Annotated in this window: 20 protein-coding genes and 2 pseudogenes; 10 read left to right on the forward strand and 12 right to left on the reverse strand. The window is 58.9% G+C overall.

What is annotated here, in order from left to right; translation table 11 throughout:
* Nucleotides 1-300 precede the first annotated feature (300 nt).
* Together ACV1FX_RS40855 and ACV1FX_RS40860 are read right to left on the reverse strand one after the other, a co-directional pair.
* Entirely contained in the window at nt 301-2,010 is a 1,710-nt protein-coding gene (locus ACV1FX_RS40855; protein ID WP_473123129.1) for a recombinase family protein, read from the reverse strand.
* A gap of 531 nt (nt 2,011-2,541) precedes the next feature.
* Nucleotides 2,542-3,003, reverse strand: coding sequence for a MaoC/PaaZ C-terminal domain-containing protein (locus ACV1FX_RS40860; RefSeq protein WP_473123130.1), 462 nt, complete (start codon nt 3,001-3,003; stop codon nt 2,542-2,544).
* 269 nt (nt 3,004-3,272) lie between these two features.
* Here ACV1FX_RS40860 and ACV1FX_RS40865 point away from each other — a divergent pair, with 269 nt between their 5' ends.
* Complete coding sequence (locus ACV1FX_RS40865; RefSeq protein WP_473123131.1) at nt 3,273-4,622, forward strand: IS701 family transposase; 1,350 nt, start codon at nt 3,273-3,275, stop codon at nt 4,620-4,622.
* A 323-nt stretch (nt 4,623-4,945) separates the two neighbouring features.
* On the forward strand, nt 4,946-6,622 hold the full coding sequence (locus tag ACV1FX_RS40870) for a methyl-accepting chemotaxis protein (RefSeq protein WP_473123132.1): 1,677 nt from the start codon (nt 4,946-4,948) through the stop codon (nt 6,620-6,622).
* A gap of 192 nt (nt 6,623-6,814) precedes the next feature.
* On the opposite strand, the gene ACV1FX_RS40875 is transcribed toward ACV1FX_RS40870, so the two are convergent.
* Nucleotides 6,815-7,096, reverse strand: coding sequence for a transposase (locus tag ACV1FX_RS40875; RefSeq protein ID WP_473123146.1), 282 nt, complete (start codon nt 7,094-7,096; stop codon nt 6,815-6,817).
* Nucleotides 7,097-7,443: 347 nt separating this feature from the next.
* Between ACV1FX_RS40875 and ACV1FX_RS40880 the strand changes: the two genes are divergently transcribed.
* From ACV1FX_RS40880 to ACV1FX_RS40890, 3 genes are all read left to right on the forward strand, one after another.
* Entirely contained in the window at nt 7,444-7,716 is a 273-nt protein-coding gene (locus tag ACV1FX_RS40880; protein WP_473123133.1) for a YqcI/YcgG family protein, read from the forward strand.
* Nucleotides 7,717-7,898: 182 nt separating this feature from the next.
* Nucleotides 7,899-9,152: an APC family permease gene (locus tag ACV1FX_RS40885; RefSeq protein WP_473123134.1), complete on the forward strand. Its 1,254-nt coding sequence runs from the start codon at nt 7,899-7,901 to the stop codon at nt 9,150-9,152.
* Complete coding sequence (locus ACV1FX_RS40890) at nt 9,149-10,282, forward strand: radical SAM protein (RefSeq protein WP_473123135.1); 1,134 nt, start codon at nt 9,149-9,151, stop codon at nt 10,280-10,282. Before ACV1FX_RS40885 ends, ACV1FX_RS40890 begins: the two co-directional genes overlap by 4 nt.
* 66 nt (nt 10,283-10,348) lie before the next feature.
* Here the strand turns inward: ACV1FX_RS40890 and ACV1FX_RS40895 are convergent, their stop codons facing one another.
* The 4 genes and pseudogenes from ACV1FX_RS40895 to ACV1FX_RS40910 form a co-directional block, all read right to left on the reverse strand.
* On the reverse strand, nt 10,349-10,480 hold the full coding sequence (locus tag ACV1FX_RS40895; protein ID WP_473123136.1) for a Fic family protein: 132 nt from the start codon (nt 10,478-10,480) through the stop codon (nt 10,349-10,351).
* 248 nt (nt 10,481-10,728) lie between these two features.
* A complete protein-coding gene (locus ACV1FX_RS40900; RefSeq protein ID WP_473123137.1) occupies nt 10,729-11,808 on the reverse strand; it encodes a Ulp1 family isopeptidase in 1,080 nt (359 codons plus the stop codon).
* Between the two features lie 401 nt (nt 11,809-12,209).
* Nucleotides 12,210-12,565: pseudogene (gene tnpB / locus ACV1FX_RS40905) on the reverse strand (IS66 family insertion sequence element accessory protein TnpB).
* Between the two features lie 85 nt (nt 12,566-12,650).
* Nucleotides 12,651-12,869, reverse strand: coding sequence for a transposase (locus tag ACV1FX_RS40910; protein ID WP_473123138.1), 219 nt, complete (start codon nt 12,867-12,869; stop codon nt 12,651-12,653).
* 494 nt (nt 12,870-13,363) lie between these two features.
* Here ACV1FX_RS40910 and ACV1FX_RS40915 point away from each other — a divergent pair, with 494 nt between their 5' ends.
* On the forward strand, nt 13,364-13,582 hold the full coding sequence (locus tag ACV1FX_RS40915; protein ID WP_473123139.1) for a hypothetical protein: 219 nt from the start codon (nt 13,364-13,366) through the stop codon (nt 13,580-13,582).
* A gap of 612 nt (nt 13,583-14,194) precedes the next feature.
* Here the strand turns inward: ACV1FX_RS40915 and ACV1FX_RS40920 are convergent.
* Nucleotides 14,195-14,491 (reverse strand): DUF2285 domain-containing protein, encoded by a 297-nt coding sequence (locus ACV1FX_RS40920; RefSeq protein ID WP_473123147.1) that lies wholly within the window; start codon nt 14,489-14,491, stop codon nt 14,195-14,197.
* Between the two features lie 98 nt (nt 14,492-14,589).
* Between ACV1FX_RS40920 and ACV1FX_RS40925 the strand changes: the two genes are divergently transcribed.
* Both ACV1FX_RS40925 and ACV1FX_RS40930 read left to right on the forward strand, forming a co-directional pair.
* On the forward strand, nt 14,590-15,183 hold the full coding sequence (locus tag ACV1FX_RS40925) for a hypothetical protein (protein WP_473123140.1): 594 nt from the start codon (nt 14,590-14,592) through the stop codon (nt 15,181-15,183).
* Between the two features lie 11 nt (nt 15,184-15,194).
* Nucleotides 15,195-15,347, forward strand: coding sequence for a hypothetical protein (locus tag ACV1FX_RS40930; RefSeq protein ID WP_473123141.1), 153 nt, complete (start codon nt 15,195-15,197; stop codon nt 15,345-15,347).
* Between the two features lie 160 nt (nt 15,348-15,507).
* Here ACV1FX_RS40930 and ACV1FX_RS40935 read toward each other — a convergent pair whose 3' ends face one another.
* The 3 genes from ACV1FX_RS40935 to ACV1FX_RS40945 are packed head-to-tail and all read right to left on the reverse strand — an operon-like array spanning nt 15,508 to nt 16,115.
* Entirely contained in the window at nt 15,508-15,753 is a 246-nt protein-coding gene (locus ACV1FX_RS40935) for a helix-turn-helix domain-containing protein (protein ID WP_473123148.1), read from the reverse strand.
* A complete protein-coding gene (locus ACV1FX_RS40940) occupies nt 15,683-15,910 on the reverse strand; it encodes a type II toxin-antitoxin system RelE/ParE family toxin (RefSeq protein ID WP_473123142.1) in 228 nt (75 codons plus the stop codon). Before ACV1FX_RS40940 ends, ACV1FX_RS40935 begins: the two co-directional genes overlap by 71 nt.
* Nucleotides 15,834-16,115: a type II toxin-antitoxin system RelE/ParE family toxin gene (locus tag ACV1FX_RS40945; protein WP_473123143.1), complete on the reverse strand. Its 282-nt coding sequence runs from the start codon at nt 16,113-16,115 to the stop codon at nt 15,834-15,836. The genes ACV1FX_RS40940 and ACV1FX_RS40945 overlap by 77 nt, the downstream gene beginning before the upstream one ends.
* 193 nt (nt 16,116-16,308) lie before the next feature.
* Between ACV1FX_RS40945 and ACV1FX_RS40950 the strand changes: the two genes are divergently transcribed.
* Both ACV1FX_RS40950 and ACV1FX_RS40955 read left to right on the forward strand, forming a co-directional pair.
* Nucleotides 16,309-17,181, forward strand: coding sequence for a hypothetical protein (locus ACV1FX_RS40950; RefSeq protein ID WP_473123144.1), 873 nt, complete (start codon nt 16,309-16,311; stop codon nt 17,179-17,181).
* Nucleotides 17,182-17,453: 272 nt separating this feature from the next.
* Nucleotides 17,454-17,843, forward strand: a complete 390-nt coding sequence (locus tag ACV1FX_RS40955; protein WP_473123145.1) for a DUF2958 domain-containing protein — start codon at nt 17,454-17,456, stop codon at nt 17,841-17,843.
* Nucleotides 17,844-18,114: 271 nt separating this feature from the next.
* Here the strand turns inward: ACV1FX_RS40955 and ACV1FX_RS40960 are convergent.
* Nucleotides 18,115-19,446: pseudogene (locus ACV1FX_RS40960) on the reverse strand (hypothetical protein); the annotation flags it as partial.

A 19,446-nucleotide genomic window follows, 5' to 3' on the forward strand; every position in this document is an offset into this window, starting at 1 on the left:
ATTCTTCGCCAAATCTATTCCGATCGTGCTAACTTCCATGGCGGACGCTCCTTCTCTGCAGTGGCTGTTTCAACACCACCATCTTGGCACATTGATGCCGTCGAGGGGGGCGTCCACCCCATCACAAGACTTCTAGGTGCTCATCGCCCTCAGCACCGAACTGAATGGGCGCTTTCAGTGCAGTACTCCGTCGCGAAGTTGGATGTTACCGTCGGGTACGAACTGCCAGCTCCAAGGCCTGCAGCAGCTTAGCCCAGATCGGCCATTGAAGAAACTCGTAGTTCGCTGGCGACTGCCGCGTCAGTGAGAAATCGTTCGTGAGTGCGTCGATGAGATACCGTAGGTTCGGCTGGTGTGGGAAAGGCGGTAGCGCTCCCCCGCTACCATCGATCCCCCCGACATAGCCATGTTCGGAAACAGGGCCGGATTGCCGCAGAGCGCGGCGAGGCGACCCTTGATCTCGATCCGTACATCCCGGTCGTCTTCGGAGTTGGCCTTGGTTCCGGCTCCGCCCGGCCTGCTCGGGTTGGCGTGCACAATGATTGCCGTTACGAGGTTACGGATGCGGGCGAATACTTGCCCGTTGAGATCGGGGCCGCCCTTTTTTAACTCCTCGGCCAGCTCCGTCACATCACGCTTATAGACTTCGAGAGCTTTCGGGTGCAGGGCGAACACATTGTCGGCCTCCTTGGCGGCGTGGAGCCGCGCGCTGAGGCTGACACGTTCGGATTCCAGTTCGCGCATCCGTGCGATTAACGGCTCAGGCGGCGCCCCCTTGGTGATCGCATCCACGGCGCGCTTGATCTCGCGCTCGACCTCGCCAAGCCGTCGATCAAGCCGGAGGCTCTCTTGGTTCGCCTCTTTCTTGAGCCGCTTGCGTTCGACATTGTAGACCGTGACGAACCGGGTGATAACCTCGGGATGTTCGAGGTGATGGCGCAAGCCATCCAATACGCGCTGTTCAATCTCGTCGAGATAGACGCGTCGGCCGTTGTCGCACGATCCGCTTTCTCGGTGTGCCGAGCATTGCACCCGTAACCCCTTGCGGTCATTACCGACCGAACACATGCCGCCACCGCAAGAGCCGCATCTGATTAACCCGGAAAACACTCGCTTCGGCGCGCGCGCCTTTTGTGCCGTTGCCGGTGTTGCGTCGCGTCGGCGCTCGATCTTGATGACCTGCGCCGCGTTGAACGTGACCTCGTCGATGATGCGCAAGTGCGGCACCTCGACGATCTTGTATTGCCCTTTCGGATTGGGACGCGAAACGCGTTTGCCGGTCGTCGGGTCCTTTACCATCCGGACCTTGTTCCAGACGATGCGACCGGCATAAAGATCGTTCAAGATCATCCAGCCGCCGCGCGCGACGTGGCCGTTGATCGTCGATCCGTTCCAAAGCCTGCCGCGAGGCGGGCGCACGCCACGCCTGTTGAGATGGTGCGCTATTTGGCGCGGTGTCTTGCCAGCAACATAGCCAGCGAAAATCTGGCGAACGATCTCGGCCTCTTCCTCAACGATTTCCAACTCGCCGGGCTTGTCTTTGATAGCTCGATAGCCATACGCGCGTCCGCCAGCGTGCCGACCATCGCGCAAAACGCCTTCGAGGCCGCGCCGAGTATGCACCCGCAGGTTTTCAATGAATTGCTCACTCATGAGCGCGCGCAAAGCGCCGTCAATCGTGCCGATCTTGCCGGTCGCCGTGTGGAGGGTGATACCGAGGAAGTCGAGCCGCTTGCGCGCGTTATGATAATCGGCCTGATCACGGAAGATGCGATCCATGTCCTCGGTGACGATGACATCAAATAGTCGGCTCTCGGCGGCTTGCATCAGGGCTTGAAAGTCCGGGCGGTTGACAGCGGCGGAGCCGGAAATTGCCCGGTCTTCAAACGTCAAGATCACCGCCATGGCCTCGCGCGCACAAAGATCGCGACAAAGGGCAATCTGATTGTCAATCGAGCGATCCTTCTGACGGTCGGATGAAAAGCGGGCGTAGATTGCGGCGCGGATCATGGCTTTTTGCTCGTGGCAGGATTGGATGCCTGGAAGACCGCTATCTCAATAAGATGATCTCTCCGCGCGGCCCGCTTGGCAAGCTCCTCGGCCAGCGCGAGGATTGCCTCGTCCGGGCGCACATCGAGAGAGTAACCATGGGGCGCATGTCACCACAGCCGACATGCAAATCGCAATGAGTACCGTCCTGCTAAGGATTGTGCGCATACTTCCCGCTCCTTATTGCCTGCCGTGCAGGCGGCGGTCGGGGAAATCTGCGCGTGAATCCTGCTGACGTGCTTGATGTAGATCAACGGAGGCTAGCTGAGCTAGGTAACCCGCTCGAAGCGAACGGACTAGCCAATCAACACTGGCTGGTCGGAAGCTGCAGTTCTGGTATTGGCCCATCGCTGCATTTCGCGGTGATGCAATAATTCAGTTGCTTCCGGAGGGAAGCGGACGTCGCATGCTGGGCATGATCCGCGGGATCGGTCGTGAATGACCCTGAGCGGACGTCGCGTCCAAAACCGGTTGACCGCGCTTGTTTGAATTCTACGTCGATGCTTTCGCATCCGGCCGCCTCGCGACGAAAACAGTGCCGAAGCATTGCAACACCGTCTCGTGTCTTTGGTTGCGCAGGTAGATTTGACTGCGAAGGATTCCCGTATCCGGTCTCGACTTCGACTCGCGCTTCTCTGAGACGACCGCCTCAAGCTCGAGTTCATCGCCCGGGCGTACTGCGTTTGGCAGCCTCAGCTCATCATAGCCAAGTCCGGCAAGTGAACGGATCGTAGGCTGATATCTGTTTGTTAGAAAGATGAAGATCGCGAACGTGTGGGCGGCAGATGCCGATAGTCCTCCAAAGACGGAACGCGCGGCAGCTTCCTCATCGATATGGAAAGGCCGGGGGTCGTACTGCTTGGCGAACTGAATAATTTCGGCCTTGGAAACAAGATAGGGACCAGCCTTACGGCTGTCGCCGACTTCAAAATCTTCAAAATATCCGCTAGTCATCTGGTCGATCCTCCACGCACGGGTTGAGAAGGGGACGGCACGAGATGGGCTGATTTTGGACCACTATAGCCCAGTGCTGGTCCAGAATCAGCACGTCCCCTTCTGGCCCTTCGCGTCATTTAGCTGCGCTGTAGAATTTTGGTCGCTATCGAGGCATAGCGGACTCTGGCGAGCCGTGCGCTGGCAGATTTATGGGTGCACGGCCTAGCACTACTTTGGCAGATTGTCGGTTTTGCTGTGCTTTATAGGATTCCCGAATCAATTTTTCAATGATTCATGGGTGGTCGGCTCATGGAGGGCTGACCATGGCGGGATGGGAAGACGAACTTGAACGCTGGCTGATGCCGTTCTTGGACCGGCTGGGTCATAAGACTCGGCAGCGGATGTGTCCTCTGTATGTTGCGGGACTGATCGGTCCTGGCGATCGCAAGAGCGTTCAGCCGATGGCGGAGCGCCTTGCCACGGGCAACTACGACCAGTTGCACCATTTCATTGCGGACGGTGTCTGGGACGCGACGCCGCTGGAGACGGAGCTGCTCAACCAGGCGGACCGACTTGTCGGCGGTAGGGATGCGGTGCTCGTTATTGATGACACCTCACTGCCGAAGAAGGGCGAACGCTCGGTTGGTGTCGCGGCTCAATACGCGTCGGCTCTCGGCAAAACGGCAAATTGCCAAACGCTGGTGTCTTTGACGCTTGCGCGCGGCGAAGTGCCAGTGATGGTCGCGTTACGCCTCTTTCTGCCTGACAGTTGGACAAGCGACGTGTCTCGTTTGAAGCGTGCTCGCGTGCCAGTCGAACACCGAACGCCACGGTCCAAGCCGGAAATTGCTTTGGCCGAGATTGACCGCGCGATGGCAGCCAACGTGCGCTTTGGATGTGTGCTGGCGGATGCAGGATACGGACTTGGCGCACCATTTCGACAAGGGCTAACAGAGCGCGGGCTGGCTTGGGCTGTCGGCATCCCTCGGCACCTGAAGGTGTATCCGGTCGATGTGAAGCTCATTTGGCCGATCACCAAAGTCCGCGGGAAACCACGAAAGCACCACGTGCCCGATATCTTATCGATTGCGGCAGAACAAATGCTGGCCAGCGCCAAATGGAAAGCCGTGAGCTGGCGTAGCGGGACCAAAGGTCGGCTGAAAGCCCGATTTGCTGCTCTCCGTGTCCGCACCGCCGACGGCCCTCCTCAGCGGATTTGGGATAAGGGTCAGCAGCATCTCCCGGGCGACGAAGCTTGGCTCATTGGCGAGCAACGTGCCTCAGGGGAGAAGAAATACTATCTTGCCAATCTCCCTGCGGCGACGGATCTGCGCACACTAGCCGCCACCATCAAGGCAAGATGGATTTGTGAGCAGGCGCATCAGCAGTTGAAGGAGGAGCTCGGACTTGATCACTTCGAGGGGCGATCATGGCAGGGTCTTCATCGCCACGCCCTGATGACAATGATCGCCTACGCCTTCCTGCAGCATCGTCGCCTCGCACACGCGGGGCGGAAAAAAAAGAATCAACGGACCTCCGCCTCAGCCAACCATGCCCGCCGTACGTCACGCCATCGTCGATCTCATCCTTCGGCCGCCGTCTCAACGGTGTCCATACTGCCGAAAACAAATCCTTGAAAAACACTGGCGCAAATAGATTCTGCCAAAGTAGTGCTAGCGCGGAGCTATCGACGGTTGAGCAAGTCATTGATTTTCTGCCGGCTTTCCTGCTTTTTATAGTGAAGTTAACGTCTTTTTTGCCTCCGCCACCCAAAATATCGGCGTTTGCTTATTTTGAATACGAGCAGGGACGGAAAGCTAACTCTCCAAGTCGCGCAAGACGACAATTCAAGCAGAGTCTCCCGGAATCTCGCCAGTCGGTAGTTTTGATCATCACGCCGTTGAAGCGTAGCCTGTTGGTGTGCGCTTCCGATAAGTCATCTCTACTTGGGGGAAAGCCGATGTTCGGTCGAAAAGTTCATGGTGACGCTCAGGCGCAGCTCGACGCCTTCAGCCGTTCGCAGGCCATGATCGAGTTCAAACCGGATGGGACGATCGTCACGGCCAATAAAAACTTCCTCGACGCTCTCGGGTACCGGCTGGACGAAATCCAAGGTAAGCACCACTCCATGTTCGTACCGGCGGACCAGCGCGACACCGCCGAGTACCGTGCGTTCTGGACGGCGCTGGCCCGCGGCGAGTTCCAGGCGGCGGAGTTCAAGAGGATCGCAAAGGACGGCCGCGAGGTCTGGATCGAAGCATCCTACAATCCGGTGCTCGGCGGTGACGGTAAGACGGTGATGGTCGCTAAGATCGCGACCGAGATCACCGCGAAGAAGATCCGCAGCATGACGGACGCCTCGAAAATTGCCGCGATCGGCCGCGCGCAAGCCGTCATTGAATTCCGGCTCGATGGCACGGTCGTCACCGCCAACGACAATTTCTGCAAGGCACTCGGCTATTCGCTCGCCGAGATCGAGGGCAGGCATCACAGCCTGTTCATGCCGCCGGCCGAGCGCGACAGCGCGGCCTATCGCGAGTTCTGGGCCAAGCTCAACCGCGGCGAATACCAAGCCGGCGAGTTCAAGCGCATCGGCAAGGGCGGCCGCGAGGTCTGGATCCTCGCCTCCTACAATCCGCTGCTCGACGACAACGGCAAGCCTTTCGGCGTGGTCAAGTTCGCGACTGATGTCACCGCGGAAAAACTAAAGAATGTCGACCTTGCCGGCCAGCTTGCCGCGATCGACAAGGCTCAGGCGGTGATTGAATTCAACATGGACGGCACGATCATCACCGCAAACGAGAACTTTCTGCACACGGTTGGCTACTCTCTGGCCGAGATCAAGGGCAAGCATCACAGCATGTTCGTTGAGCCTGCGGAGCGCAACGGCGCAGCCTATCGCGAGTTCTGGGCTGCGCTCAACCGTGGCCAGTACCAGGCGGCCGAGTACAAGCGCATCGGTAAGGGTGGCAAGGAGGTCTACATCCAGGCATCCTACAATCCGATCCTCGATCTCAACGGCAAGCCGTTCAAGGTCGTCAAATATGCGACGGACACCACCAAACAGGTGCTGGTCCGCATGGGCAATGAACGCGTCCGCGGCATGATGGAGTCGGTTGCCGCAGGTTCCGAGGAACTCAACGCCTCGGTGCGCGAGATCTCGGAGGCCATGACCAAGTCACGCGAGACCGCGATGAGTGCGGTGGATCAGGTCGCTGCCGCCGATGCACAGGCCCAGCGGCTCACTGAGGCCGCACAGGCGATGAGCGGGATTGTCGAGATGATCAACAACATCACCGCGCAGATCAACCTGCTCGCGCTCAACGCCACGATCGAGTCCGCGCGCGCGGGCGAAGCAGGCCGGGGCTTTGCGGTGGTCGCCTCGGAGGTCAAGAGCCTCGCCAACCAAGCCAAGCAGGCGACTGACAAGATCGCCGCTGAGATTGGTAGCCTCAACGGTATTTCGGGCGACGTTGTCGGCGCGCTGAATTCGATCAAGCAGGCCATCAACAACGTCAGTGAGTATGTGACCTCGACTGCCGCTGCCATCGAGGAGCAGAGCACGGTGACGAACGAGATGTCGACCAGCATGCAGCGCGCCGCTGCAGAAGCCACTGCGATGGCGAACCAAGCTTGATCGTGAAGGATCGCCAGACCGGCAACATCATCTCCTTCATTCAGCGAAAGCTGCCAAGCTCCGCAATCAAATGCGTTTTGCGAGCTTCGCATCCCGGCGCGCAGGACCGACCATTTCTTCGCGATCCTGAGATGCGAATTTGCCGCTTCGTAAAAGGCGTGACCCATCATTTTGTCGCCGCACTTGCTGATATTACCCGACCGATCGATCTCTCCGGCCTGATAAACACGAGGGATTAGTCCCCAGGTGAGCCGCCACTGCCCGGGAGTTCTTGAATCGATGGGTATCGTCGATTGTTGCCTTGAAGGACAGACTTACGATCGGTCCCACGCCGGAGATGGTCATCAAATGTTTGCAGAGATCGTTTCTTGCGCGCCACTCGTGAAAGCTGACGGTCAAGCATAGCCTTCTCGGCTCGCATCGCGTTGCGTACTTCCAGAAGAGGTTCAATTGCCATTCGCAGATCCGGCGCATCTGCCAGCATGGCTTCGATCTTACCGGGAACAGTTTTTTCTTGAGATGGGCTTTGCGCGCCTTGGCCTGATGAGCCCTGCGCCAGGACGACCATCGAGGATGTGGGCGTGCGGGATGCGCCGCGGGGGCTAGCTTCAGAGCGATGCGCAGGATTCTCACCGAATACTTCTGCGGGCATCGACGATGGTTATCAAATCGGACGTCGACCAGCTAAGCCCTGGGCAAGCTTTGCGCTCAATCCCACAGAACTGTGGTCTCAAAGCGACCCTCACTGTCAACTTGCCGACATCAAACTTCGAAGCGTGGGACATCACACAGGGTCATCAGAGTGATCCCATCATCCGAAGGTGATTTTCTCATTTGGCACGCCCCCTGCAGGGCTACCCGCAAATGCTCTTCACCATAGAGGAGAAGTCATCCATGACAGGCCCGCCCAACATCGGCCCCGGCGCGGCCGAGCCGTCACCGCAGAGATCAGGCGCAACATTGATGCCTACGATGACGTCACACACAGCCCGTTGCTGGGATCATACCTTCTTGGAGAAGCCCAGCGGCCGCAATACATGATCGCCGACAACAACGAGGATGCTCCTCTACAGTGTCCTCTGCGCTTCAACTGATTTGCGGCACGGTTCGACTTTTCTTCGTCCAGATCCTGGGGGCCGTCCATTGGTCTCAGGCTTAGGCGAGCGATGCCTCCGCTTTCGTACCGGCAATGACATCGGCAGGATCAAGAGGCGGTAAATGTGAGGGTCGCGGTGATCGTGACCTACGGCGAACGCCCTCTCTTCTGAGGATTGACGTGAAGGATGAGCTTCAGAGCGAACTCAAGGGACACCTGGGACTTATCTCAGGTCTTTTGCTCATAGTCACGATGATCCTTGGATCCGGGATTCTTGTGATCCCGGGACTTGTATTCGAAAAGCTCGGCAAGGATGGCATCTACGCTTGGTTAGCCTGCTCGCTACTCTCTGCGCCGATCCTGATAACAATGGTTATTCTAGGTAGTACATATCCGAGCACTGGTGGGGTAGCATACTATGCCAAACTTGCATTTGGCCGGTACCTAGAATGGCTGGTAGCGCTACTCTTTTTTGGAGCGACGGTATTGGGGTTGCCATCTATCGCGATTGTGGGGGCGACCTACCTACAGAAATTGACCGGCTCCAGAGTGGATATTCATGTCCTTGCCGCCCTATTCATTTTGCTTGCTGTCTGCTTTGCTCTGTCCAGTAGCGAGACACTCTCTGGTAGCGTAAGGCTCGTGGGTGGCTCGTCATTATCTCTCTTGGTGGGCGTGCTCGTTGTCCTGCTCATGCTAGCGGTGCGGACCAACGGTGTCCGATTCAGTAGCCCCACAAATCTTTCGTCGATTGCAGGGCAGATTCCATTGATCTTCTTCTCTTTCGCCGGCTCGGAGACTGCGTCCCACTTGTCCGCGGACTTTCGCGATCCTAGAAGGACTTTTGGCCCAGCAATGTTCCTTGCGTTCATTCTGGTCTGCAGCGTATACATCGGCAGCGCAGCGCTCGTGCATGTCTCCGACATCAAATCAAACTTTGATGCACCAGTATTTCAGGCTGCTATACAAGTCGCGCCAGCTGCACCATGCTGGCTGGTTCCAGTGCTCGGTACATCGCTGATCGCAGCCAATCTCTTCGGATCAGTTGTGGCCGTCTCGCGGCTTGTTCTTTACCTTTCCGGGCAAGGCTTTCTTCCCGCCAGCCTCGGTTACTTGCGCAATGGCACTCCCCGCAACAGTGTATATTTCGTGGCTGGGTCTCTGATCGCAGTCGTGGTCGCCGATCAGATTCGGTTGCTAAATATCGAAATGATGTTCCGCATGGCCGGAATGAACTTGCTTGCCATTTACGTCATTTCGGCGATGGCGCTGGCTAGGTTACGGCGGGGACTAGTTTCGTGGCTCCTTGCTGGCTTGATTGTGAGTTTCTCCGCGCCGATCTTGCTTAGCGCCACGTCTTCGCTCGTTTATATCGCATCTACTGCCCTCATTGCCTATTTTTCGAACCGCAACAATCGAACGAGATTGTTATGAATCAACGTCATATCAATAAGATGTTCAGGGCCGTCTCTATGAAGGAGGGCCTGCTACCTGTGAAAGTCACGCCGTTCTATGTAAAGAAGATCAAGGAGGAAGTTGCGGCGCTGGGCAATCATCTGGGGCCACTTCACCGACTGTCCTTTCCAACGCAGGACAGGATTTCATTGAGGGCACCTAACGAGGTAAAGTATTTCGTTGACGACAGATCAAATGCACGTGGACGCACCAACAAAACCTCCATAGTGCGACAGTACGCAGATCGCGCACTCTTTCTAACTACCTCGAAGTGCTTCGGGAACTGTCAGTATTGCTTCCGCACGGACATGCTTGGCGAGAACGCTTTAATTGACGAGCCAAATGAACAAGATGCGGACCTGCGCTGGCTGATTGAGTACCTTCGCAGCCAACCAGAAGTCACTGAGGTGATCCTGTCTGGTGGAGATCCGTTGATGCTGCCAGCACCGCGGCTGGAGGCAATCATCGAAGCAATTCGATCGGTTCCATCGGTTAAGTCAATCCGAATTCATACAAGGGCGATTGTGTATGAACCAAAAGCGTTCACTGCAGAGAAGATCGGTATCCTTGCGAAACACGGTCTTCGCGTCACCTTTCACATCGTGCACCCATACGAAATCTGCGAAGAAGTCTCCGGAAAGATCGCCGATCTTCGACAGCGCAAGATTAGGCTCTACAATCAATTTCCGGTGCTGCGAAATACCAATGATCATCAAGTAGTAATTCATCGTCTGCTAGAAAGGCTGGACGAGATGGGCGTGCGCAATCTATCAATCTTCATTCCGGATCCTATCAACTTCTCCGCGGCGTTCCGTGTGCGTTTGGGTCGCGTCTGGCACATTGCAGATCAACTTAGCCTGTTTTCACCATCATGGATCAACTCGACGCGCTTTGTGTTCGACTCCAATCGTGGAAAGGTGAGGCGAGAACATTATACCGGGACGAACAGCGAGACCGATGTCGCCATCTTCGTGCGTGACGGAAATTCAATTCCCTTCCCAGATTTCCCTGAGCATCTCGACGTCCCAGGAGAGCTCGAAGTCATGCTGTGGAAGGAAACTGGGAGAGGTGTTCATCGTCGGCTAGCCCGGCAGGCCGGCACCGAGTAGCGCCGGGTCACAGGAGCTTTTGCAATTCCGTCCTGAGCGGACCGTTATCGCCAAGGAAGCTCGTGATTATCGGGGGCATGAATGTTTTGGCGTAAAGTTGAGCGGGTGGCCGGCATGGCGACTGAGAAGATGCATAAAGGCCAACTGCGATCTGCCGCTCCCCTCGCGAAACGGATGAATGGCGTTGAGTTCAGCCAAAACTCGGTGGTCGCGTCCAAAAAGTCTTCCACGCTTTTGCGGGGCTTGAACGCCGGATGTTCAAGCTTCTTGAATAACTGATCCATGCTTGAGGCGATGTGCTCGGGGTAGCAGAACCAGTTCCCTCCCTTTGCTGTCGGACGGTCCGGTACTTCCCGGCCCGCGTATAAACGTCCCGGAACAGCTGATGATGGACGCTTTTATAGTGCGCTGACGTGAAGCGCCCTCTCGAACTCGGCGTCGCAACGCTAAGGTGCACGACCGCTGAGTCGATCTTGCAATGCCTTCCGACGGACGACGAGGTTGTCGAGGTGCAACAGCAGCTCATCATCAGGTCGCTGTCTCTGCGCCAATCGTCCAACCAGCGCCCGCGTGGCCTCGAGCACAAAGACGCCGCAATCATAATTGTTCCGCTGCTGAGCTATGCGCGCGGGCCGTAGTCTGGCTCCTAACCTTCCTGAGAGATGTTCTGCAATGGAGCTGTTAGATCCTCCGAAGGAGTCGTAGTGATAGGCAATCATCCCTTCCGGTGCTCGGCGATCAATGAGCAGCAGCGACCAATGTTTGCCGCGGCAAGCGGGGTCCGCAGCGCTGGCATCGCTCACTGGCAGGAACAGGAAGTCGGCTGTATCATTCTCGTGCTCGTCTTCGACGACCGCCTGCAGGGCTGTCAGAAGTTCGAACTCGGACGCGGTCCAGCGCAGCAGGTGGGCCATGGTAGGCGGCACGAACCGCGTCCGCGCGGCCAGATCCGGATTGTCGGTCTGCCATTCTTGCTCCAGGAGCATGTAATCCGCCGTGATATGCTGGTCACCCAGCCATTCCGTGGCGCCGAGCTTCAGCCGACGCTGCGGCGGGATGCCAGATCCGGACGCCTGTCTATCCGGTTGGCCCAGACGTACGGACGACTTTTTGCGACGCCTCCCCTTGAAGGCTTTGCCAAGCCCTAACTTAAGACACCACCACCGTCCGAAGCATTTGCCATCCGACGTCCGTGTCGCAGACCTCTCCGCCCCGGTCGATGACGATGTCTTTTCCGCATTTTTCGGGAAGTCTTCGATGAACGCCCCTACGGGTTCGTGAGATCGAAGTCCGCGTCCAGGAATGAGCGTAACGCGAAGTCCAAGCGGATTGTTTAGAGTCGCCTCCTTTGTCCCTTGCCCGAGCTTCGTCGTGTAAGGCCGACCATGGATGTAAAAATGTGTCTGCGGCCGGAGCGGTGTCGCCGGCAAGACGCACTTTCTGTGGAGTGAACCGATCAGGGCATCGGGCGCCGATTGGCAACCATGATCCCATCCCAAGCCGACGATATGGGTGAAGTCTTCCACCGGCACGGTAGCCTGTATGTCGACCGCGGGGTGTGATACTTGGAATGGCAGTTCCAAGTGGCTCGAAGCGCCCCTTAACCCGGGAGGCGAAGGTCGCTGAGGATCGCCGAAGGCCACGGATGGCTCTGCACTTACCGACCGCGATGGTGACATTGGCAACGTCCTCGTAAAGGTCCCGTCGCGGGATTGGCTGAAATTGAAGGCACATAGTCTCCGCTCGCGCGCCGAAGATCAACCTCTTCAATGTGACGATCTCTGCGCGCAGATCGTCGTTCTCCGCCTTCGAAAGCAAGCACCATCTCGGCGAGAGCCCGCAGGGTCAGAGGGGAGATCTTCAGGGCGAAGCGCCATATCGCAGAGCTACACGAACACACTCGCAGTCGCCGGCAAAACAAGACGGTTCAGGCAACTTTCGTCGGCCGCTTCGTCACCTTCGGGACCACACGCGACCACTCCGCAAGACCTTCGATCAGCATCGCCAGTTGCGCCCCCGTCACCAGCATCGTGCCCTCGCGAACAGGAGGCCAGGCGAAGCCCCATCCTCGAGCCACTTCGTCGCTAGAACTATTCCCGAGCCGTCAAAAACGAGAAGCTTCAAACGATCCGACCGCTTCGATCGGAAGACATAAACGTCGCCGCTGTAGGGCTTGCCGCTCAACCCCTCCGCCACCAGCGCGACCAGGCCATGAACTCCTTTGCGAAAGTCAATCGGCTGCGTCGCGACGAACACACGGACCATTGGACCGAACGAGATCATCGCGTCGACCTCACCGCCGCCAGCACGCGCTCCAGCGTCGCGGCGTCGACGCCGAAGGGCACGCGCAGCGTCGCGCCCGCGATCATCACCTCGACCGCTCGGCCGGCCCCGTCAGCACGCGAGGCTTGCCGATCGCATTCGGCCGAGCCTCGACGGCGTCGTCGAGCCTGACCTGTACGAACTGCGGCGCTTCACTCGACACGATCAGCGCCTGGCGCCGCCACACACTGAGCAGTCCCCGGTTGACCCCGTTGCGTCGAGCCACCTCGGAAATGCTCGTCTCCGGATCGGCGCTCTCGGCCACGATCCGCGCCTTCTCGGCATCGCTCCAACTGCGTCGTTGCCTCTCCCCTGTGATCACTTCGATCCGCTGATAGGAGTCGCTCGTGCCTGTCTTGATGCATGGCTTGATGTCTGTCTTGATCCATTGAATTGAGCGTCCCTCGCGTCGTTGCCGTCCCAACCTCTTTGAATGCCATCACGAAAGTGCCGCGGGCAGAGCTCGAGGGGAAAGAGATCGGCGCCGGCGAGTTCTCGACCAGAGCTGTTTCTGTGCCGGCCACGACAAGACTCTCTTCGCGCCAGTTGAAGGCGCGTCACTCGTATTCTCGCCCGAGCAGATTGCGCTGCTCCACCATCGATTTATCGCGGCCGAATTCTATCAGCGCAACGACCAGTTGTAGTTCGCAGAATCCGAGCTGGAATATGAGTCGGACGAACCACGGAATGCCAAATTCGCCCGGATGTCGATGTGGAATGATAGGTCCTGCGAGGAAGCGCACCACAGCTAGAGCCCTAATGGTGCAGGCCGCGGCGACCCATTGCACGGCGGATATGATTGAGCGTCGTAAGTACGGCGTCTCTCTCGCACGTGCCGGCCTCGAATTCCGCCAGAGCGTGCCGCAGGCTTCCATCGAGATTGCAGAGTTCGTTACGCGTCAGGTGCGTCAGTTCATTGATCGTCCAGAGCAGCATCGTTTCCTCCATCGCTGGACCGCGCCAATCGCGGCCTTCTGACGGAGGCCCTTGCGACGGAGGAGGCGGGCGCACCCTTGGGCGGAAGCGAAGTGGACGAGCGCTATGCGCTTGCGCCCATCAGCCGAGACCGGTGCGAAAAGGCCGGAGAAAGGACGCGTGGCGCGGCTGATGGGGCAAACAGGCGCGCTCGGGACGGTTCAACAATTGATACAACCTAACGTCTGATCGGACTGCGGAGGGTCACCGAGACGGAAATGCGAGCGGATAGCGAGATATCCGGCTCCAAGTTGATGATCCGTGACGGGCAAGCCCCGACAACATTTCATGGGCGCGCCGGCTGCGCCGGGCAGGTTCTATGCCGCTCGTTTTCGCGGGCGGCACCGAGCCCCCGAAGGAAGCGGGGGTCTCGGCCTTTCAGGTAACGCCCGTTCGCGCAAGACCTGATGAGCTCCGCGCCGGAGGCACTCGCTGAAAGGGCTCGCCTTCAGCGAACGCTATCACTGCCGATCCAGACGGGTGCCTTTTTAAACCGGTCGCGTCGCACCACTCGTCCCGCGTGCCGCCTGCGGCGTCGCTACGCTCACGCGGTCCGGGTGCCATTTCAGCGGGGGGATGCGCCTCTGGCGCACGCCGGCAGCACGATGTGCTAGATCAATTCAGGCTTGATCCGTCACTGCGCAGGATATGACGGTAGCCATGCTCGCTCATCCACCGGGCCCGGGCCATATGGCTGTCATAGGCCAGCCTTGCACGATCAGGTTCACGCTCCGGATCGATGCGCAGGACGAGTTTTGTGACCTCCTGCCAGTCGGCACCTTCTCTATTGGCGTCGAGGAGGCGCCAGTAGGCGACCAGATGTTCCCAGTCGTAGTGTGTCAGGATTGACCGACGAGGTCTTTCGGCCCGAAGACGCCTCGAACAAGAAATCGCTGCGCTCCCCTTGGCCATGTCGGCGAAGCCCGTCGCATCGAGCGCGGCTATGTGCGGTCCGAAGACGTGCCGCACGCTACGCTTCATCGGCTTGATCTGGGAGAAGCGGGTCTCCCATGGCGTCAAGCGCGATTCGAACCTTGCTGGAGGAAGGCGAGGGCGAGGAAGGCAACGAAGTCGAAGCCGCGCCGAACTCCGCCAGTCGCACGCAAGGGCTCTCCGGTGCCTTGGTCGCCGAATTAACCGCGCACCGCACGGCAGCACTGCGCAACGATCTGGCGCAAGCCCCTGAACTGGCACTGATCGCGGTCACCCACGCGCTGGCAGCAAAGGCCTTCTATCGCTTTGAGAGCCCGTCCTGCCTCGGCATTGCGCTCAATGAGACCGCGCTTGCAAGTGTGGCTTCCGACATCGATGAGAGCATTGCGGGGCAAGCAATTGCCGCGCGGCACGGAGCTTGGGCGGCGCGGATGCCGAACGAGGGTGGGGAGCTTTGGTCCTTCATTGCGTCACTGCAGATGGACGATCTCACATCCCTGCTCGCCCATTGCGCCTCGCTCTCGCTCAATGCTGTCCAGCATTCGGGCGACAGTTCGCGCGAAGCGGCGCTTGCCCATGCGCAAACGCTGACAGGTTCGATGTCACACGACATGAGCCGCTACTGGCAGCCGACTAGGGTCAGCTATCTGGGGCGCGCAGCAAGGAGCTGATCGCGGAGGCGGTGAGGGAAGGTGCTGAGGACGAAGCCGCGCGCCAGATCGCTGGCCTCAAGAAGCAGGCGATGGCCGAACGCGCCGAGCAGCTACTGACCGGAAAGGGCTGGTTGCCACCCCTGCTCAAGTCCGCAGCGCGTGCGGAGCAGACCGAGGCTTGATCGCATGGGAGAGCCGCATCCTTGCGGCTCTCCGCTTGGCGCCTTCTGAAACCTCAGAGGATAGCCTCGATGCCTTTACGGCGGATCACATTGAGCAGCACAAGAGTGGGGCCGCTTGGGTGCTTGTCGCCGCGTTCGAGCTGTGACACGTAGCCGGCCGTTACGTTGAATACTGGGCGAAAACCGCTTGGCTCAGTTTCGCTTCCTCGCGGATCGCTCTGACGTCGGCCCCCGAAATTTCCGCCGTGACAGCAGCGGGTATGTCTGAAGCTCCGAGATGTCGCATGGTGATCTTGTCGCGGGCTGCCTTCGTCAGCAGGCCGCTCTTGTGCATATCATGCGCCGTTTCCAGAAGCTCCTTTGTGAGCCGACTGGTCTTTGCCTTCTTGCTTGCTTTCGTTGCCATCGTGCACCTCGATTAAAGTTCCGTCGTTCAACGCTTGGTCGATCTTCTGTTTGCTCGCATCCAGAAACGAGGCTGCGATTTCACGCAGGGTGAGCAACTCGCCGTTGCTGATGTTTTCGCGCGCGTTTTTGGCGGAAGGCAAAGAGATAGACAGCACGCTCAGAACCGAATCCGATCAACATACGAAAGCCGCCTCTTTTGCCCTGACCTTGACGAGCGACCCGTTGCTTGATGATCTTGCCGCCCAAGTCGGCGTCAATCAGGCATCCCTTGGCACGGTCAACGGCCTCGACAAGGGCCACATCACTGATGCCATGTCGGCGGGTGAACTTCGCAAGCGTTCTTGTCTTGAAAATTCGCACAAGCGCCTCTCGCCTCTCTAGTTCTATGAACTATAGTGCATAGTTATATAGTTCAAGGCGGTTGTGCGCGAGAATCGTGCGTTTTTAGTGCGCAATTAGCGCGCTTGCGATCCAGTACAACCGGAGGTTATCTTTCGCGGGCGGCCCGGCAGGGCGCTCGGCCGATCGCAGCAGGTTTGAGCGGGGAAGTCATATGACGGACGTGGCCACTGTTTCAGCCGGGCGAGTGCGGTTAAGAAGAGCCTCAGGCCGCGTCGCGCTGAGTGCCGCAGCCGCGCTGGCCTTCGGCTGGTATGCAAGCTGGCCCTACATCCCGATGCTCTGCCTGTGGTTCTCCTTCTGGATGGCTTTTGGCCATTGGCTCTACTGCCGCAGCCTGTGGGTGACGCAACGCCATGTCCGCCTGATCGACTATCTCTATCTCAGCGCGGCAGCCGTTTCGATCGTCCTCGCTGCCGCAGGCTATGAGGAAGCGCGCGGCCAAGACGCGCAAATGCTGGACGAAACCCTTATTCCGTCCGACCGTGCGAGCCTCCTGACATTCGTCGAGCGGGAGGAAGGCTCTTGCACTGCCGATTCTCGGGAGTTCATGCCGGACAGCTATTGTCAGTGGATAGCTTCCACCAGATCCTTTCTTGCCAACAATCGCAGCCCCGCCGATCTCGACCCGCGGATAAAAGACAGCCAGCGCGTCATCGACAAGGAGGGATGGGATAGCTGGTGGGCCCTCTTCGCATCCTTCGTTATCTCGTTCCAGGATGAAAACCCCCGGCGCAATGTCGTCGATACCAAGTCAATCACAGGCCGCGCACGCCTGACGCTCGATCTGCAAAGAATGGCAGGCCACGCGGCACGTATCATCGTTCGGTCGATGGAAAAGATCGTCAGAACCGAGGGGGCTGCACAGTCAGGGAAGGGCACGAGTGTCAAGGCCGCGGAGCCCGCCGGATTCGTGCCCGCCATTGAGGGGCTCGGCCGCTATGCGCTATGGCCCTTGCTCCTCATATTCGCGCTGGCGGTGCGCTTCATCAAGGTCACAGCCGAGGTGACCGGCTGGGTGAAGTAGCCGACGGGCGGCTCTTCCAACGGCCCAGCTCGGGCAAGTTTCAGTGGCGCCCGCTTCTCGGGGCAGAACCGCCAGGTTGTGCGATCTCTCATCGTTACCGTTCAGCCTGCAAGGCGGCGCTCGCCGTCAAAACCGAACGGTGCCCGCCTACGGCCTGCCTCCCATTACGGCGAGGCGCTACGCGCTTTTGACCGCTTCGCTCATTCCGCCTTGCGCGTCCGAACGGCAACGCGATCGCCAATCACGGCGGTCCGTAGCCGAAAGGACTCACCATGAAACTCCTCACTTCCACTCAGCGCCAGAAGCTGATCGACAATGGCCGACGTCAGGCCACCGTCAAGGGCACCCCCGACGAGATCGATTTCGAGCCCGTCGTCAAGCTGTTCACGCCGGATGGTGGCGGTACCTGGCTTCTCACCGAGATCGATCCGTCTGACGAGACGGTCGCCTGGGGCCTCTGCGATCTGGGCATGGGGTTTCCGGAATTCGGGACTGTCAGCCTGACCGAGCTTGCCGCTTATCGCGGACGCCTTGGCCTGGGCATCGAACGCGACCTGCACTTCAAGGCGCGCGGGCCGATCTCGCGCTATATCGAGGCGGCGAGCAAGGCTGGACACATCGTCGAAAATATCGATCGAGGTGACGCAAAAGACGAAGCTTGATCTGGCTCCCGAGATGGCCGCGACCAATGGTGTCGCGGCCATTTTTTCTTGCGACAGACGCCGACGAAGGCTACGTCGGCTTTGTCCCGGATAGCGACCAGCGGTCGGCATCTCATCCGACCGCCTCTCTTGAGCCTATCGACGGCCAAAGTACGGGACTAAACACCTAGATCCTTCCCCGGCCGACAAGGTGGCGCTCGTGGTTCGGCCGAAGTCAGCGGTCTCGCTCAGTCCTTGTTGCGGCTGTCGGACGGGTCGCGTCCACAGCCCACTACGTGCGACGCGCTAGGAAGACCCGAATGTCGTTTTGCTTACGTGACGGGCCCAACGTTGCCGTGTATGGCACGCCACCAATGGTGAAATTCGTCTGCTGCCGGTCGTCGTTGTTCGGCAACACGCCCATGTAGTGCATTCCACGCATGAGATGCTCAGGCGCCCGTTGATCGCCGTGTTGCCAGGCCGGGACGTAGATTGTTAGATCCGGCACGGGAGGCGGCGCGTAGGGCATGTAGGGTGCCTCCCAAACCGGTGCTCCAGTGCCCTGGTCCCACGATGGGCTTGGCTGATTGACGCTTGGTGCTGGCGAAGGTGCCTCCATTCCGCGCCAAAAACTCGACGTGTTGCCCCAACTCTCGGCCGGCACCTGTCCCCGTTGATCCACCCCCGCCCAAAATTCCGCCGAATTGTAACTGGCCGCCGGAGAAGCGCCGCGCAGCGGCACCGTATCAGCCGCTTCCCAAAGCTCGTCCTGGTTGTAACTTGAGACCCGCGACGGGGATGATTCATGCACTGGCGACGGGGGTGACTCATGGACTGGCGACAGGGATGGCTGCTGCACTGGCTGGCTCGCACTCCCCTCCGCAGCACCCGAGGTGCCTTCTCCAAGAGTCTCACGGTACTGCTTAAGCATGCGTAGCCCCCCTCTGACGTGGACGTCACCTGGACACAGCGTCTCAGCATAGTCCTTCAGCGTATCGTCGCTAAGCGCAGCGAGAGACAAATTGTAATTGTCGCGGAGCCTTTCAGATAGCTTACGGAGGCCCGAGCTGTGCTGCTGTATGGAGCTCGTCGCAAGCCCCCCGCGGATCCGCCGCATGATGCTCGTCGATCGCCTCTCGCGCGCCGCATTACCTGCCCTCTCGATGAGATCGGCGTCTTCGGGAGTTACCCGAGTACCAGGAGTCCCACGGTACAGCCGAAGCATGCTCAACCCCTTCCTGACCTTGGCTTCACCCGGGAATAGTTGCTCGGCATAAATCTTCAGCGACTCGTCGTCGAGCCGAGAGAGAGATAACCCGTGAAGGTCGTGAAGCCTTTCAGATAGCATACGGAGACCCGATCTGTTGTGAACTAAAGTTGGTTCGCTCATGGTTCTGTTCGGTGCCGTCCGTGCCGCATGAGTCGCCCTCTCGATGAGGTCCTCGTCTTCAGGTGTTGCCCTATACCGCCTATACCGCCTTCCATCATCCGGAGCGCCCGGCTGGGCAGCCTCTTCGAGGTGCTGCTCAAAGTTGCCTTGCGCAGCCTGCTCGGGTTGTTCCGCCTGCCCCTCCTCCTGCTGTGCCACCATGGCGTAGTACGCATTTGGGTCGAATCCAAATAG

This window comes from Bradyrhizobium ingae, from assembly GCF_055791185.1.

What these genes read in the sequence shown, in the direction of transcription:
- ACV1FX_RS40950 (WP_473123144.1), top strand. Translation starts at nt 16,309, where the DNA reads ATGACGGACGTGGCCACTGTTTCAGCCGGGCGAGTGCGGTTAAGAAGA.
- ACV1FX_RS40890 (WP_473123135.1), top strand. Translation starts at nt 9,149, where the DNA reads ATGAATCAACGTCATATCAATAAGATGTTCAGGGCCGTCTCTATGAAG.
- ACV1FX_RS40860 (WP_473123130.1), bottom strand. Translation starts at nt 3,003, where the DNA reads ATGACTAGCGGATATTTTGAAGATTTTGAAGTCGGCGACAGCCGTAAG.
- ACV1FX_RS40865 (WP_473123131.1), top strand. Translation starts at nt 3,273, where the DNA reads ATGATTCATGGGTGGTCGGCTCATGGAGGGCTGACCATGGCGGGATGG.
- ACV1FX_RS40925 (WP_473123140.1), top strand. Translation starts at nt 14,590, where the DNA reads ATGGCGTCAAGCGCGATTCGAACCTTGCTGGAGGAAGGCGAGGGCGAG.
- ACV1FX_RS40955 (WP_473123145.1), top strand. Translation starts at nt 17,454, where the DNA reads ATGAAACTCCTCACTTCCACTCAGCGCCAGAAGCTGATCGACAATGGC.
- ACV1FX_RS40855 (WP_473123129.1), bottom strand. Translation starts at nt 2,010, where the DNA reads ATGATCCGCGCCGCAATCTACGCCCGCTTTTCATCCGACCGTCAGAAG.
- ACV1FX_RS40915 (WP_473123139.1), top strand. Translation starts at nt 13,364, where the DNA reads ATGGTGCAGGCCGCGGCGACCCATTGCACGGCGGATATGATTGAGCGT.
- ACV1FX_RS40935 (WP_473123148.1), bottom strand. Translation starts at nt 15,753, where the DNA reads ATGGCAACGAAAGCAAGCAAGAAGGCAAAGACCAGTCGGCTCACAAAG.
- ACV1FX_RS40870 (WP_473123132.1), top strand. Translation starts at nt 4,946, where the DNA reads ATGTTCGGTCGAAAAGTTCATGGTGACGCTCAGGCGCAGCTCGACGCC.
- ACV1FX_RS40920 (WP_473123147.1), bottom strand. Translation starts at nt 14,491, where the DNA reads ATGGCCAAGGGGAGCGCAGCGATTTCTTGTTCGAGGCGTCTTCGGGCC.
- ACV1FX_RS40875 (WP_473123146.1), bottom strand. Translation starts at nt 7,096, where the DNA reads ATGCGCCGGATCTGCGAATGGCAATTGAACCTCTTCTGGAAGTACGCA.